Below are 15,312 nucleotides of genomic sequence, written 5' to 3' on the forward strand. Positions count from 1 at the left end.
GTAATGGATAAAACCTACAATCCGCAAGATATTGAACAGTCACTCTATCAAGACTGGGAAGAAAAAGGCTACTTTAAGCCATCAGGCAAAGGTGACGCATATTCAATTATGATCCCACCGCCAAATGTCACCGGTAGCTTACACATGGGCCACGCATTCCAAGACACTATAATGGACACCTTAACACGCTATAAGCGCATGCAAGGTAACAACACATTATGGCAAGTAGGTACTGACCACGCCGGTATTGCTACACAAATGCTGGTTGAGCGAAAGCTTGCTGCCGAAGAAGGTAAAACACGCCACGATTTAGGTCGCGAAGCCTTCATCGATAAAATTTGGCAATGGAAAGAGCAATCTGGCGGTACGATCACTAAACAGCTTCGTCGTCTTGGCGCATCGGTTGATTGGGATCGCGAGCGCTTTACAATGGACGATGGTTTATCAGACGCGGTTAAAGAAGTTTTCGTACGTCTTCACAAAGAAAATTTAATCTATCGTGGTAAGCGCCTAGTAAACTGGGATCCAAAGCTTCATACGGCAATTTCTGATCTTGAAGTTGAAAACAAAGACAAAAAAGGCCACATGTGGAACTTACGTTACCCATTGGCTGATGGCGTAAAAACACCAGACGGTAAAGACTACATTGTTGTAGCAACAACACGTCCAGAAACCATGCTAGGTGACTCAGGTGTTGCGGTAAACCCTGATGACGAACGCTACCAAGATTTGATCGGCAAAGATATTTTATTACCGATTGTAAATCGCCGTATTAAAATTGTGGCTGACGAACATGCCGATAAAGACAAAGGCACGGGTTGTGTAAAAATCACACCAGCTCATGACTTTAACGATAATGAAGTAGGTAAGCGTCATCAAATGCCGATGATTAATATCTTCGACAAAGATGCAGCAATTTTAAGCCAAGGTGAAACTTACACCTTTGACGGTAAAGAGCTTGAATTTGATGCACCAATTCCTGAGCGCTTACATGGGCTTGATCGTTTCGATGCGCGTAAAGCGATTGTGGCTGAATTTGAAGAACTTGGTCTTCTTGAAAAAATTGAAGATCACGCATTAACTGTACCTTATGGCGACCGCTCTGGCGTGGTGATTGAGCCATTGCTTACCGATCAATGGTATGTACGTGTTGCACCACTGGCAGAACCTGCAAAAGAAGCGGTTAAAAATGGCGACATTAAATTTGTACCACAGCAATATGAGAACATGTATTTCTCATGGATGAACGACGTACAAGATTGGTGTATTTCACGTCAACTTTGGTGGGGCCACCGTATTCCAGCTTGGTATGATAACGAAGGCAATGTATTTGTTGGCCGTGATGAAGCAGAAGTTCGCCGTGAAAATAACATCGCGGATGGCGTTGCACTTCGCCAAGACGACGACGTACTTGATACCTGGTTCTCATCTGCACTGTGGACATTCTCAACCCAAGGCTGGCCTGAAAATACCGATGACTTAAAAACCTTCCATCCGTCTGACGTGTTGGTTACTGGTTTTGACATCATCTTTTTCTGGGTTGCTCGCATGATCATGATGACGATGCACTTTGTTAAAGATGAAAATGGCAAACCACAAGTCCCCTTTAAGACGGTGTATGTAACTGGCCTTATTCGCGATGAAAATGGCGATAAAATGTCAAAATCAAAAGGTAACGTACTAGATCCAATCGATATGATTGACGGCATCGACCTTGAGAGTTTAGTGACTAAACGTACCAGTAACTTGATGCAAGAAAAGGTCGCTGCAAAAATAGAAAAAAACACCCGTAAAACGTTCGATAATGGCATTGAAGCACATGGTACTGATGCCCTGCGCTTTACATTAGCGGCAATGGCTTCAACTGGTCGTGATATCAACTGGGATATGAACCGCCTTGAAGGTTACCGCAACTTCTGTAATAAGTTATGGAACGCCAGCCGTTATGTACTTATGAATACAGAAGAGCAAGACTGTGGTTTTGCAAACGACGCAGCGAAAGAATACTCACTCGCTGATCGTTGGATCTTAGGTCAATTTGAGTCAACGATTAAAACGTATACTGAGCACTTAGATAACTACCGTTTTGACTTAGCGGCTAATACGCTTTATGAGTTCACTTGGAACCAATTCTGCGATTGGTATTTAGAACTGACTAAACCGGTATTGTTTAAAGGTAACGAGGCGCAACAACGTGGCACGCGCCATACGCTTATTACCGTGCTTGAAAGCTTGCTACGTTTGATGCACCCAATGATGCCATACATCACTGAAACTATCTGGCAACGTGTTGCACCATTAGCGGGTCTTGAAACAGCTAATACCAGCATAATGGTACAAGCCTTCCCATTATTTAATGACGCAAACGTTGACGCTAAAGCAATGGATGATTTGGAGTGGGTTAAACAATTCATTCTAGCCATTCGTAACATTCGTGGTGAAATGGATATCAGCCCAAGTAAGCCGTTATCAATATTACTAGCTAATGCATCGAATGATGATGTACGTCGTATTGAAGACAATAAATCATTTTTAGCATCACTTGCTAAAATTGAAGAGTTTACTTTGCTTGATAACAAAGACACAGCCCCTGCGTGTGCAACTTCATATGTTGGCAACCTTGAGATCATGATCCCAATGGCCGGCCTAATCGATGTTGAAGCCGAACTTGCACGTATTGCTAAGCAACTTGAAAAAGCTGAAAAAGGCCTAGCCCAAGTGCAAAATAAACTAGCTAACGAAAAGTTTGTTAACAACGCACCAGAAGCTGTTTTAGCTAAAGAAAACGAGAAGCTTGCTGAGTTCTCTGATGCAAAAGCAAAACTGTTGGAGCAAAAAGCTAAAATTGAAAGTTTATAAAACTTCAATTAGCTACTTGAAAACGCGAGCTTTTTAGCTCGCGTTTTTGTTTCTGTTTTAAGTCCAGCCATCTATACTGCCTGATAAATAATTATAAATCACAGGAACCATCCCAAAATGAAAAAAATCTCTCTCGCTTTAGCCCTACTAGCTATAACCTCAATGTCACAATCAGCACTTGCACAAGGTAAGTTTTCCACTGGAGTCGGGCTCTATGAGTTTGGTGGTCATACCGGTGTTAAATATAGATACTCAATTGATGACACACATAAGTTATCTGCTTCAGCAGGTCTTATAGGTTACTCGTTAGGCTATGAATACACGCTCTCTGAGCATATTACTGCCGGGCTTGCATTAGGCCAGCAAGTTGTTGTTGCTGAAGATGGTTATCTAGTTGCCAAGTTTAATTATTACTTTCAAGGTGTTGATAGTGCTAGCTGGGTAATAGGTTTAAGCGCAGGCGTAAAAGAAGATGACGGTGATTGCTTTGTTTTTTGTGAAAAAAAAGACACAGATAAAATAGAAGGAACAATGGGCATACACTTAGGTTATCAATTTTAAAAAGGCAGCTAAAACTGCCCTTTCATTTATTTTAACTAAATAGTTAACCGAGCTTCGGATAATACATCCACCTCCAGCTGGAGCTTGGTAAGTACCTTAACCTAAGTTCGGTTATTTAAGTTAAAACGTGTAGTTATACTGCGCACCAAATAAATATGCGTGGCCATTTGATTCAAATGACCATTGCTGAGCAATATTGTCATTCTCAGTAAATTTTTGTGTTTTGCCGCGTAAGATACTCATACCAATATCTAAGTTTGATTGCTCACTCATCGTGTAATTCACACCAAACGAGTACCAAAAACGATCCGTATCTGGGATTGAAATAGACATATGATTTTTATCGGCTGGTGATTCATCGTAGGCTATACCTGCGCGTAATAATACTGACTTGTTAAACTGGTAATCACCACCAATTGAGTAACGCATCGCATTTGAGAAGTTTTCATCTTTAGAAAAACCTGGCTGATCACGACCTTCAACATCTGCTTCTAATTTGTCAAAGCTACTCCAACCTGTCCACATAACGCTATAATGTAAACCTGTTTTATCATCTAATTGATGAGAACCTGAAAACTCTGCAATCGCAGGAAGCGTTATTGCTACGCTGCCTGGAAGACTAGCCCCACTCGTGCCACCCATTGTTGGCGGCAACTCACTTGAAAACTCACCATCAAAGGTGATATCGGTTTCACTGCGATAGTTAAAACCAAAACGGCTATTTTCATCTAACTGATACATAGCACCAACATTCCAACCAAAGCCAGCATCATCACCTTCTAAGTGAGTTGCCTCAGTCTCTGCAGGTAAACCAAATGGGTTAGCACCAAAGTTTCGGACAATTTTCGCATCAGCATAAATGTAGTTTAAGCCAAGACCAACACTAAATTGATCATTGATCTTATATGAACCACTTACATTCATGTTTACAGTCACGATCTCAGTTTCACCCGCAAGCTGACCCGCAGGGTAATTCTCATCAAACTCAGTCGCTAAACCAAAGTTTGAGAATGCGCCAAAACCAACCGCGAACTTATCATTAATTGGCATTAAAAAATAACCAGCAGGCACAAACGCACTAGGAGCAATACTACTATCATTCAGTGCATTTGGATTTACAGCAGCATTACTTGACCCTGTACCCTCTAGGCTTACATCTGGAACGACTGCAATACCAGCTATACTCAGCTGCTTTTCTTTAAATACTGACATCAAGGCAGGGTTACGTGCAATTACAGACGCATCTTCAGCTATAGCCGCTTCACCTGCATATGCCCGACCAAGGCCTGACGCACTATGTTCTGCAAGTTGAAAAGCTGCCGCAAAGCTATCAGCCGACATTACAGCAAGTGATGCCGCGATAAGTGTTTTTGTAAGTTTCATTATGTGTCCTTAACCAAGCACGACGCTTGGGTTCTCATGTATGTTGTTATTATGAGTAATTACTCTATTCAAAACTTTTATACACTACATCAATTTTTTACGAAAAACTGTAACAAAGCGTTAAAAACACACATTTAAGCGAATATTTAACAGCTAAGTAACAACTTTTTAAAACACATCGGATGAGAGAAAAACAAAACCATTTGCAATTAGTTATCATTTAGATTGACTTGATAATTAAGCGCATTTAGACTGGCAAACATATCAAGTGAGGGGATGATCGCTATGGAGATTGGATTAATTATTGCTGCATTAGCATTTTGTGGTGCTAGCGTTTACTGTTTTTGCAAAGCTAACTTCTGCGCCTGCACTAAAGCGGGTGAATGTGATAATCCAGTAAACCACTATTGGCTAGGAGCAATATTAACGGCGATGGTCGCATTACTTTGCTGCTGTGCTGCACTGCATTCAGAAAACGGTACATTATTATGGTTATTGCTGATGTGTAGTTGCTTTAGCGGTGCATTACTATCAGCCAAGCAATCAGCCAAAAGACGTTGTGATAAATCCATCACTAAAAAAGGTGTTAAACCACCAGATGCTCTTTTAACAAACGAGCCAAGTTAAGTTGATAATCTAGCGGTTTGATACTCGCGAGTATCTTTAGCTCTTGCTCTGACGTATTTAAATCAATGTCTTTTGATGTGACATGGTGGTTATGCTTAGCGTTATAAAATACTTTTACTTTCGGTTGAATTGGATTCTTATGGTTTCCTTCTGTGACCAAAGCAAGACGTTCATTGGTTAATTTAACAATAGTACCGACTGGATAGATACCTAAACACTTGATGAATCGCTGTACTAACTCATTATCAAACAACAATTTATTACTTAACAAATGACGTAATGCATTTATTGGCTCATCACCAATTTGGTGCGGCCGATCGGATGTCATTGCATCGTATACATCCACAATTGCCATGATCCTAGCAGGTCGACTAAGTTTCTCTCCTTCTATACCACGCGGATAGCCGCTACCATCCAAACGCTCATGATGATTTACTATCATATCTAGCATCAATGGAGTAATACCCTTCTCCCCCTTAACAAGCCCTAAGCTTTGTGCTACATGCTTTTTAATTGCCTGCATTTCAAGCTTATTAACATCTTCGGACTTTGAGAATATCCCTTGTGGTAGCTTTGCTTGACCTAAGTCATGCAGTAAAGCCCCCATAGCCAGCTCATGTACTACTGATTCTTTGTACCCTAGGTATTTTGCAAACACAGTGACAAAAATGGCGCAATTAATCATGTGCTGCCAGTTATACATATGCTTATCTTTAATGCGCGTTAAAATTGTCATCGCATTGTGATTACGAAATACTGACGCAACAATGTCTTTTGCTATGTCATCAAGCAGCGAAATATTCATTTTTAAACCCGACGTTATATCGCCATATAACCCTTGTAGTTTACGATTATGCTGCTCATAACTCGTGCTAGCTTTTGCAAACTCTTGCTCTAGTGTAATTATCTTTTTTATTTTGTCTGTTTGAGTTTTGGAGGTGGGCTTTGTAACGGGTGTTGCTTTTGGCTTTTCTTGATATTTACTCGGAACCCCGACATTACTTTGCGTAAAATCAATGAGTAACTCCTGTACTCCTTCCGATACCAAACGTTTAATAATCGATTTATCGCGAACTAAACCCCGGGTTTTAATTTTAATGCTATCAATACCCTCAAATTGCTTGCTAACACTGTCAACAAACATACCAGGAATAAGTTCTGAAATAGGAAGGGTAATGAGCATATAAGAATTAATTTATTTCGCTAAATGATGATTTTAATTATCAACTATTCAATACAAATGTCTATAACAAAGATAAAGAATACGAAATAGGTATTAATAAGCTGGTGAGGTCAAGAATCGTTATTAACTAAACAATAGGAAATTGTTCTAGGTCCTAGTGGCTAGGACCTAGTGATTTACACATTACTCTTGAAAGTAAGTGCCCCAACCATCGTACTCAACGTCGGTATCTACAGCTAATTTAGCTAGTTTATCAACGTCTTCCATAATAACTTCAACATCTAGCTCTGCTTCAACAACAATATCAAAGCTCCAAATTTTGCTGCCGTCTTCAAGCTCAAGTTCCGCAGGCTCTTCAACGTCATAGCCAAGTTTAAATGCGGCTAATGCTGCTTGCTCAAGCTTTACAAAATCTTCGCATACAAAGTGATGCTCAACTTCATAAAGGATCTCTGGATCTGATCCGTCTTCTAGTAACGAAGTTACAATGTCTTCACTAATTTCACGCCAATTTTCCATTACTTTTCTCTCACTTGAGCATCTAATTCAGTTATTCTAGCAGCCATTATAGAGTGAATACGTGTTGCGTGTTCACGTGCCCCAATAGTTTTATCGAGGTGCACCGGCGCTAGCATGTCTATATAGATTGTACCATTGTCCCAACGATTTAGCTTAATGGTTTTATCAGTTGTACTCATACAGACAGGCACAATCGGCACTTCGGCGTTTAATGCAGTATGAAATGCACCTGTTTTAAATGGTAATAAGCCACGCCCATAGCTACGCGTTCCTTCAGGAAACATCCATACAGATAGACGTTGCTGCTTTATTTTGTCAGCTGATTTAGAGATAGTACCGGCAGCCTTTGAGCGATTACTTCTATCGATTAAAATATTGCCAGAAAGCCAATATAGCTGCCCAAAAAACGGGATCCACTTCAGGCTTTTTTTACCTAAACTTACACAGCTTTTTGGTACCGCCGCGGGTAACGTAAAGATATCATAGTTATTTTGGTGATTAGCCACATACACCGCCGGTCCGCTATTTAATAGGTCTGGGTGGCGAGTGATCACTAAATTCACCCCAAGCATTCTGGCCATCGAACCAAACCAACCAGAAATAATGTGTACATTATTACTATGAAATGGCTTTACAAGGCACAATAACAAACCTAAAACACAGCTAAAAACAATAAATAAAGCCATGATTATTATACGAAAAAAAGCTAACAAAGAGACTCTCCTCAAAAATTCAGAGCACATTATATCGTTATTTTAGTCGCTAAACGAGAGTTAAGCGCACACTTGTAAGCTTAAATTAATTTTCATATTTCATTTCAACGAACTAGCGAGCCAATCGGTTTCAATTTTAATGCCCTCACTTGATAAAACTTTAGCCTGTATCCTAAATTATTCCAATCACCTCAAGCAAAAACGGCCTGCAAATGCAGGCCGTTTTATTAAGTAGTTACGCGATTATTCATCGCTCGTATCTACATCTATCTCTTCAACAGGGTTAAGCTCAACAACGGCTTCATCAACACGCTGTAATCCACGAGGTAATTTATTACCCCTGCGTCCACGTTCGCCATGATAATGCTCTAAATCGCTCGGCTTAAGCGTCAATTTACGCTTACCAGCATGTAAAGTAACACTTGTGCCATTTGGCACCACCGCAAGCACTTTTACAAACTCTTCACGTGCTTGAACCTTGGCACTTGGGATGGAGATAATCTTGTTACCTTTACCTTTACCTAGTTTTGGTAAGTCACGTAATGGGAATAACAACATACGCCCTTCATTTGATATCGCCATGCAGTAATCGCTGGCTACATCATTAACGCGAATCGGCTCAAGCAACTGCCCGCCTTTTGGTACACTCACTAACGCTTTACCATTTTTGTTCTTACTGACTAAGTCAGCAAAATCGGTGATAAATCCATAGCCAGCATCAGAGGCCATAAGCAGTACTTGCTTATCCTCCCCCATAACCACATGTTCAAACGTTGCGCCGGCTGATAAATTAAAGCGCCCTGTCATAGGCTCACCTTGGCTTCGTGCTGATGGTAAGCTATGTGCGTCAGTTGCAAAGGCTCGTCCGGCAGAATCTAAAAAGACTGATGGTTGGTTACTCTTACCCCGTGCTGAGGCTTTGTATTCATCACCTGCACGATAACTGAGCCCTGCTACATCCAGATCATGACCTTTACCAACACGTGCCCAGCCTTTTTCAGACAATACAACGGTTACCGACTCTGATGGTATTAAATCTTTTTCACTTAATGCTTTCGCTTCTAAACGCTCGACTACTGGTGAACGACGATCATCACCATACAACTCAGCCGCTTCTTGAATTTCTTTTTTCAGCAATGTCGACATACGACGATCAGAACCAAGCGTTAGCTCTAGCTTATCACGTTCTTTAGCGAGCTCATCTTGCTCACCGCGAATTTTAAACTCTTCTAATTTAGCTAAATGGCGAAGTTTTAATTCTAATATTGCCTCAGCCTGTATATCTGAAATACCAAAGCGTTCCATTAATACTGGCTTTGGTTTATCTTCAGCACGTATGATTTCAATTACTTCATCAATATTTAAAAAGGCAGCTAATAAACCTTCTAAAATATGTAGTCGCGCTAACACTTTATCCAAACGATACTGTAAACGTCTACGCACTGTTTCGCGGCGAAACACTAACCACTCAGTCAAAATGGTACGCAAGTCTTTGACTTGCGGACGACCATCAAGGCCAAGCATATTTAAGTTTACGCGGTAGTTTTTTTCCAGATCGGTTGTGGCGAATAAGTGAGCCATTAATGGTTCTGCTTTAATGCGATTTGAGCGAGGAATAATCACAATACGCGTTGGATTTTCGTGATCAGATTCGTCACGTAAATCAGCTACCATAGGCAGTTTTTTAGCATTCATTTGCGCTGCGATTTGCTCTAAAACTTTACCGCCTGAGCATTGATGCGGAAGCGCGGTGATAACAATATCGCCATGCTCTTCGGTATACACCGCACGCATTTTAATCGAGCCGCGACCTGTTTGATAAATTTTTTGAATATCAGCTTTGGGGGTGATTATTTCCGCTTCAGTTGGGTAATCCGGTGCGTGAACTAACTCTAGTATTTCGTTAAGTTCTGCTTTTGGTTTATCTAGTAATAAACAACATGCACTGGCGACTTCACGCACATTGTGCGGCGGGATATCCGTCGCCATACCAACTGCAATACCTGTAATGCCATTGAGTAAAATATGCGGTAAACGCGCTGGCAATACTTGTGGCTCATCCATGGTGCCATCAAAGTTTGGCGTCCAATCGACGGTGCCTTGACCAAGCTCTTTAAGTAATACTTCTGCAAATTTAGATAATCGTGCTTCTGTGTAACGCATCGCGGCAAAAGACTTAGGGTCATCTGCTGCACCCCAGTTGCCTTGCCCATCCACTAGTGGATAACGATAAGAGAACGGCTGCGCCATTAACACCATGGCTTCGTAACAAGCACTATCTCCATGTGGATGGTATTTACCTAGCACATCACCGACTGTACGCGCTGATTTTTTATACTTAGCCGCAGACGAAAGACCAAGTTCGCTCATCGCATAAATAATACGACGCTGTACTGGTTTTAAGCCATCACCAATATGTGGCAACGCTCTATCCATGATCACATACATGGAATAATTCAAATAGGCGTCTTCGGTAAAACGTCCCATTGTTTGTTGTTCAATTCCTTGCATTAGCAAGGTATCTGTATCACTCATCAAAGCCTACCTAATTTTTTTTATAGCTTACACGGTAGATCACATTGGCATAATCATCGGAGATCAATAAGCTGCCATCGGCAAGTTCTGCAAAAGCAACCGGACGACCCAATGTTTCTTCGTTTTTCATAAAGCCCGTAATAAACGGCGTGTATTTTACCACACGTCCTTGCTCAATGGTGGCAAGCGCCACTTTATATCCAGATTTTTTACTTCGGTTCCACGATCCATGCTCAGCCACGAAAAGCTGTTGCTTATAATCAGCAGGAAATTGCTTGCCTTTATAAAAGTGAATCCCTAAAGGAGCTACATGCGCCCCCAATGCCAATGCTGGCGGGCTATATTCAGTAATACTCTTATCTCTGCCAAATTCAGGATCTAAGATGGCACCAGCATGTACGTAAGGAAAACCAAAATGCTCCCCTTCGTTTGTTAACCGATTTAGCTCATCAGGTGGTATGTCATCGCCCATCATATCTCGGCCATTATCACTAAACCACAATGCTTGTGTACTGGGATGAAAATCAAACCCTACAGAATTACGAACACCTTGCGCTAATGTTGTCATTTGTTTGGTGTTGATATCTAAAGAAAATATACGCCCATAACGTTCATCTTCAGCACACACATTACAAGGGACTCCCACAGGTATTATTAACTCACCCGATGGCGAAAACCGTAAAAACTTCCAGCCATGATGGCGCTCAGTTGGTAATGCGTCGTACACTACATCGTATTTAGGTGCTTTAAGTTGTGTGTCAACATTCTTAAAGCGAATAATACGGTGCACTTCTGCTACATATAAATCATTATCTTTAATTGCTAAACCTGATGGCATTGTTAAGCCACTGGCCACCAGTATTTGTTTATCAGCAACACCATCGCTATTGTGATCAATCAGCGCATACACATTGCCAGCTTTACGTGAGCCAACATACACGATGCCTTTTTTGGAGACTGCTAGCTGACGTGCATTTTCGACGTCGCGGGCAAAAATATTAATTTTAAAGCCGTCAGCAACACTTAGCTCTTTTAGCATATTTTTTGCTGCTAATGGTGTACTTAACATACTCAATGCGAGTAATGATGTTAGTAATTTATTCATTGATTTCTACCCTGTTTCGGCCATGCTCTTTTGCAGTATATAAGGCTTTGTCTGCTTTTTTCAGTAAATCTTTAAATGAAGTTAATTCAGAACTTTTTTGTGCAACGCCAAAACTTGCCGTTATTTTAATGATCTGACCATCACTAATTATATGCTCTTTCTCTATATCACTTTTAATGCGGAAAGCTATTTCAGTGGCTTCAACTGATGTTGTATTATTCAATACAACTAGAAATTCTTCACCGCCTATACGCCCTAAAAAATCACTTTCTCGAATAGCTCGCTGCGATATTTGAGTTACAGCCTTTAAAACTAGGTCGCCTGCCGGGTGACCATAGTTATCATTAATTTTCTTAAAGTGATCTAAATCAAAACAGATAAGTGTAAATTTTTGATTATCTAATTTAAGCTGTAACCACTGTAATTCAGCTAAATCCATAATCTTACGTCTATTAGCTACACCGGTTAAAAAATCAGTGTTTGCAAGCAAGCTAAATTTTCGTCGTAAACGATACTGTCGCCACGTAAATATTAATAACACCAAAAAGAGTAATAGCACACTTAACATTGCTGTTTTTTGAAGTGTTTGTTGTTGCTTTATTTCTTGTAAAGCAAACTCATTTAATTCTTTGTTTTTTTCAAGAAGTTGCTTTTCAAGCTCGACCTTTTTTATATCAAATTGCACTTTATGACGTGATCGAGATAATTCTCGTACTTGATTATAGTATTGTGCACTGAGCTCTATATGAGCTTGCTGATAAGAAACTGCTTGTTGGTAATTACCTTGCTGTATCGCTAATTGCGCTTGCAGTGCAACTAATTTCAACTCTAATGTCACACTATTTTCAACAGGGATATTTGCAAGTAGCTGTCGCGCCTTTTCAAGTGTACTACTTGCGTTAGTTAAGTTATTTTTTTTGAGTTCAATCTCGGCTTGAATATACAGATGCTTAATAATATTGTGCACATCTTCAAGTTCATGAAAATATACATTGCTCAAATTTAGGTAATCGATTGCTTTGTCTAAATTATCAAGTTGTAAGTTAGCTTCTGCAATAATGATGTAAGCGTAATAGTCAAAGCTAGGATTTGCCACTTCATAGTTTATTTTTAGCATTTTATTTGCATTATCAATGGCATCTTGACTACGTGATAACTTTAAATAAATTTTTGCTAAATGAAAATATGACACCATGATATCAAACGATAGGTCATTTTTTAAAAAGTAAGCGAGCGCTTTATTTTGCAGCTCAATGGCTTTTTCAAAATCAAACAAGAACTCATATGATTTTGCCATAGTTGACTCTATATAAGCTAACTTCAGTTGATTGCCACCACGACTGATTAGTTCATACGCTTTATAAAAATAGTCAATCGCGCGAATTTCGTCATGATTGTAAACATAATAACTTGCTAACGAGCTGTACACATTACCTTTCAAATCATCATCGCCAAATAGCTCAGCTTTATTCTTTGCCTCTAATAATGCGGTTAACGCATTTTTAGGATCGCCTATAGAATTATAAATATTCGCTTGTACAAGTAAGTAATCTATGTGGGTAAAATTATCTAATAAGTCTAAATGAACGGAAACTTGCTTTTCGAGCTCAATTGCGGGTGTCATTTCACCATTTAACAGATAGTTTTCTGCTAGATATATTTGTAATTTTGAACGTTGTAACGCCGTTACATTATTTTCATGTTTAGATAATAGTTGCGTAAGATAGGTAATTGCTTGAGTTGGGTCTTGAATACTTTTTTTCTCTGCAGTGGCTAATTGCGTGGTTAACCACTGTTCATCAAAGGTAGTTTTTGCACTTACGGTATTTAAAAACAAATACCCACATACAACAAAGCTCACTATTAAACTTTGCAAAACAGCTAATATAGCGTTTTTCCTTTGCTGTATGTGCATCATAAATCTTCCTGATTTTTATACTTGGGCACGATTACCGTGATCTTCTAACCATTGGCGACGATCTGATGAGCGCTTTTTAGCCAGTAGCATGTCCATCATTTCTAAGGTCGCTTGCTCATCTTCAAGCGTTAATTGCACTAATCGGCGGGTATTCGGATCCATGGTCGTTTCACGTAATTGCAAAGGGTTCATTTCACCCAATCCTTTGAAGCGTTGTACGTTAACTTTACCACGTTTTTTCTCGGCTTCTATGCGCGCTAAAATACCTGATTTTTCATCTTCATCAAGCGCGTAGTAAACGTCTTTGCCTATATCAATTCTAAACAAGGGTGGCATAGCAACGTACACATGGCCTTCTTTTACCAATGTCGTAAAATGACGTACGAATAGCGCACATAATAAAGTTGCGATGTGCAAACCATCCGAATCGGCATCCGCTAGAATACAAATTTTATTATAGCGTAAAGTTGATAAATCACTTGAGTCTGGATCAATGCCCAGTGCGACAGAAATATCATGCACTTCTTGTGATGCTAAAATTTGTCCTGACTCAACTTCCCACGTATTTAAAATCTTACCTCGTAGCGGCATAATAGCCTGAAACTCACGATCACGTGCTTGTTTAGCCGAGCCGCCAGCAGAGTCACCTTCCACTAAAAACAATTCAGTTCGGTCATTATCTGCAGCGCTACAATCAGTTAATTTCCCTGGTAATGCGGGGCCTGCGGTAACACGTTTACGTACTACTTTTTTAGCTGCTCGTAGGCGTTTTTGGGCATTAGAAATACACAGTTCTGACAACAGCTCTGCTGTATCCGTGTGTTCATTCAGCCATAAACTAAACGAGTCTTTAACTACGCCAGATACAAACGCTGAACATGAACGCGATGAGAGCTTCTCTTTAGTTTGACCTGCAAATTGCGGATCTTGCATCTTCACTGATAAAACGTAACTACAGCGTTCCCAAATGTCATCAGGTGTCAGCTTTACTCCGCGCGGTAGTAAGTTTCTGAATTCGCAGAACTCACGCATGGCTTCAAGTAAACCTTGGCGCAGACCATTAACATGCGTACCACCTTGAGCTGTTGGTATTAGGTTTACGTAACTTTCAGCAATTGATTCGCCACCATCCGGCAGCCAAACTACAGCCCAGTCTGCTCCTTCGGTTGAACTTGAAAATACACCTGTGAATGGGTCTTTAGGTAAAACGTCATAGCCTTTTACGGCTTCATTTAAGTAATCTTTTAAGCCAGTTTCGTAATACCACTCTTGGGTTTCTTTAGTTTGTTTATTAACAAATTTAATACGCAAACCTGGGCAAAGTACGGCTTTGGCTTTTAATAGGTGATGCAATTTAGTCAGTGAAAAGTTAGCCGAGTCAAAATAGCTAGCATCTGGCCAAAATCGGACTGTGGTTCCCGTATTACGTTTACCAACAGTACCAATAATATTTAAGTCTTCAACTTTATCGCCATGTTCAAATGCCATCATGTACTGCTGCGCATCACGTCGAACAACAACTTCTACGCGAGTAGAGAGTGCATTTACTACCGAAATACCTACACCATGTAAACCACCCGAAAACTGGTAATTTTTATTTGAAAACTTACCACCCGCATGCAGTTTAGTGAAAATCAACTCAACCCCAGGAATACCTTCTTCTGGGTGAATATCAATTGGCATACCACGACCATCATCACTGACTTCTAAAGAATTATCTTCATGCAGAATGACGTCAATTTTTGTGGCGTGTCCGGCCATTGCTTCATCGACACTGTTATCAATTACTTCCTGCCCTAAATGGTTAGGACGAGTAGTATCGGTATACATGCCCGGACGGCGTTTTACTGGTTCTAAGCCATTTAAAACTTCAATGGCTTCGGCGTTATAATTTTGCTGACTCATAGTT

At 40.2% G+C, this 15,312-nt stretch carries 11 protein-coding genes; 3 read left to right on the forward strand and 8 right to left on the reverse strand.

All coding sequences use genetic code 11. From position 1 onward, the window contains the following. Window positions 1-3 precede the first annotated feature (3 nt). Both A7967_RS13235 and A7967_RS13240 read left to right on the forward strand, forming a co-directional pair. Window positions 4-2,859 (forward strand): valine--tRNA ligase, encoded by a 2,856-nt coding sequence (locus A7967_RS13235; protein ID WP_054203166.1) that lies wholly within the window; start codon window positions 4-6, stop codon window positions 2,857-2,859. Window positions 2,860-2,976: 117 nt separating this feature from the next. Then, window positions 2,977-3,420 (forward strand): hypothetical protein, encoded by a 444-nt coding sequence (locus A7967_RS13240; RefSeq protein ID WP_054203165.1) that lies wholly within the window; start codon window positions 2,977-2,979, stop codon window positions 3,418-3,420. 120 nt (window positions 3,421-3,540) lie between these two features. Here the strand turns inward: A7967_RS13240 and A7967_RS13245 are convergent, their stop codons facing one another. Continuing rightward, window positions 3,541-4,803 carry an outer membrane protein transport protein gene (locus A7967_RS13245; RefSeq protein WP_054203164.1) on the reverse strand — a complete coding sequence of 421 codons (1,263 nt, stop codon included), beginning with the start codon at window positions 4,801-4,803 and terminating at the stop codon, window positions 3,541-3,543. Between the two features lie 285 nt (window positions 4,804-5,088). On the opposite strand from A7967_RS13245, the gene A7967_RS13250 reads away from it, so the two are divergent. Continuing rightward, complete coding sequence (locus tag A7967_RS13250; RefSeq protein WP_054454513.1) at window positions 5,089-5,430, forward strand: hypothetical protein; 342 nt, start codon at window positions 5,089-5,091, stop codon at window positions 5,428-5,430. On the opposite strand, the gene A7967_RS13255 is transcribed toward A7967_RS13250, so the two are convergent. The 7 genes from A7967_RS13255 to parE all read right to left on the reverse strand — a co-directional run bounded on the left by A7967_RS13255 (window position 5,390) and on the right by parE (window position 15,308). Further along, entirely contained in the window at window positions 5,390-6,613 is a 1,224-nt protein-coding gene (locus tag A7967_RS13255) for a cyclic di-GMP phosphodiesterase (protein ID WP_054203163.1), read from the reverse strand. The two genes, A7967_RS13250 and A7967_RS13255, sit on opposite strands and share 41 nt — an antisense overlap. Window positions 6,614-6,796: 183 nt before the next feature. After that, window positions 6,797-7,132 (reverse strand): ribonuclease E inhibitor RraB, encoded by a 336-nt coding sequence (gene rraB, locus A7967_RS13260; protein ID WP_054203162.1) that lies wholly within the window; start codon window positions 7,130-7,132, stop codon window positions 6,797-6,799. Beyond that, window positions 7,132-7,845 carry a 1-acylglycerol-3-phosphate O-acyltransferase gene (locus A7967_RS13265; protein ID WP_054203161.1) on the reverse strand — a complete coding sequence of 238 codons (714 nt, stop codon included), beginning with the start codon at window positions 7,843-7,845 and terminating at the stop codon, window positions 7,132-7,134. Before A7967_RS13265 ends, rraB begins: the two co-directional genes overlap by 1 nt. A 243-nt stretch (window positions 7,846-8,088) precedes the next feature. Continuing rightward, window positions 8,089-10,380 carry a DNA topoisomerase IV subunit A gene (gene parC, locus A7967_RS13270; RefSeq protein ID WP_054203160.1) on the reverse strand — a complete coding sequence of 764 codons (2,292 nt, stop codon included), beginning with the start codon at window positions 10,378-10,380 and terminating at the stop codon, window positions 8,089-8,091. A gap of 10 nt (window positions 10,381-10,390) precedes the next feature. Beyond that, window positions 10,391-11,485 carry a PQQ-dependent sugar dehydrogenase gene (locus tag A7967_RS13275; protein WP_054203159.1) on the reverse strand — a complete coding sequence of 365 codons (1,095 nt, stop codon included), beginning with the start codon at window positions 11,483-11,485 and terminating at the stop codon, window positions 10,391-10,393. Then, a complete protein-coding gene (locus A7967_RS13280; RefSeq protein ID WP_054454524.1) occupies window positions 11,478-13,403 on the reverse strand; it encodes a tetratricopeptide repeat-containing diguanylate cyclase in 1,926 nt (641 codons plus the stop codon). The genes A7967_RS13275 and A7967_RS13280 overlap by 8 nt, the downstream gene beginning before the upstream one ends. 15 nt (window positions 13,404-13,418) lie before the next feature. Continuing rightward, entirely contained in the window at window positions 13,419-15,308 is a 1,890-nt protein-coding gene (parE, locus tag A7967_RS13285; protein ID WP_054203157.1) for a DNA topoisomerase IV subunit B, read from the reverse strand. Window positions 15,309-15,312 lie beyond the last annotated feature (4 nt).

The sequence above is a fragment of the Pseudoalteromonas neustonica genome (assembly GCF_001653135.1).
In the GTDB taxonomy this organism is placed as follows: domain Bacteria; phylum Pseudomonadota; class Gammaproteobacteria; order Enterobacterales; family Alteromonadaceae; genus Pseudoalteromonas; species Pseudoalteromonas neustonica.

Excerpts from the sequence above, each read along its gene's own strand:
- A7967_RS13235 (WP_054203166.1), top strand. The coding sequence starts at position 4 with ATGGATAAAACCTACAATCCGCAAGATATTGAACAGTCACTCTATCAA.
- A7967_RS13240 (WP_054203165.1), top strand. The coding sequence starts at position 2,977 with ATGAAAAAAATCTCTCTCGCTTTAGCCCTACTAGCTATAACCTCAATG.
- A7967_RS13245 (WP_054203164.1), bottom strand. The coding sequence starts at position 4,803 with ATGAAACTTACAAAAACACTTATCGCGGCATCACTTGCTGTAATGTCG.
- A7967_RS13250 (WP_054454513.1), top strand. The coding sequence starts at position 5,089 with ATGGAGATTGGATTAATTATTGCTGCATTAGCATTTTGTGGTGCTAGC.
- A7967_RS13255 (WP_054203163.1), bottom strand. The coding sequence starts at position 6,613 with ATGCTCATTACCCTTCCTATTTCAGAACTTATTCCTGGTATGTTTGTT.
- rraB (WP_054203162.1), bottom strand. The coding sequence starts at position 7,132 with ATGGAAAATTGGCGTGAAATTAGTGAAGACATTGTAACTTCGTTACTA.
- parC (WP_054203160.1), bottom strand. The coding sequence starts at position 10,380 with ATGAGTGATACAGATACCTTGCTAATGCAAGGAATTGAACAACAAACA.
- A7967_RS13275 (WP_054203159.1), bottom strand. The coding sequence starts at position 11,485 with ATGAATAAATTACTAACATCATTACTCGCATTGAGTATGTTAAGTACA.
- A7967_RS13280 (WP_054454524.1), bottom strand. The coding sequence starts at position 13,403 with ATGATGCACATACAGCAAAGGAAAAACGCTATATTAGCTGTTTTGCAA.
- parE (WP_054203157.1), bottom strand. The coding sequence starts at position 15,308 with ATGAGTCAGCAAAATTATAACGCCGAAGCCATTGAAGTTTTAAATGGC.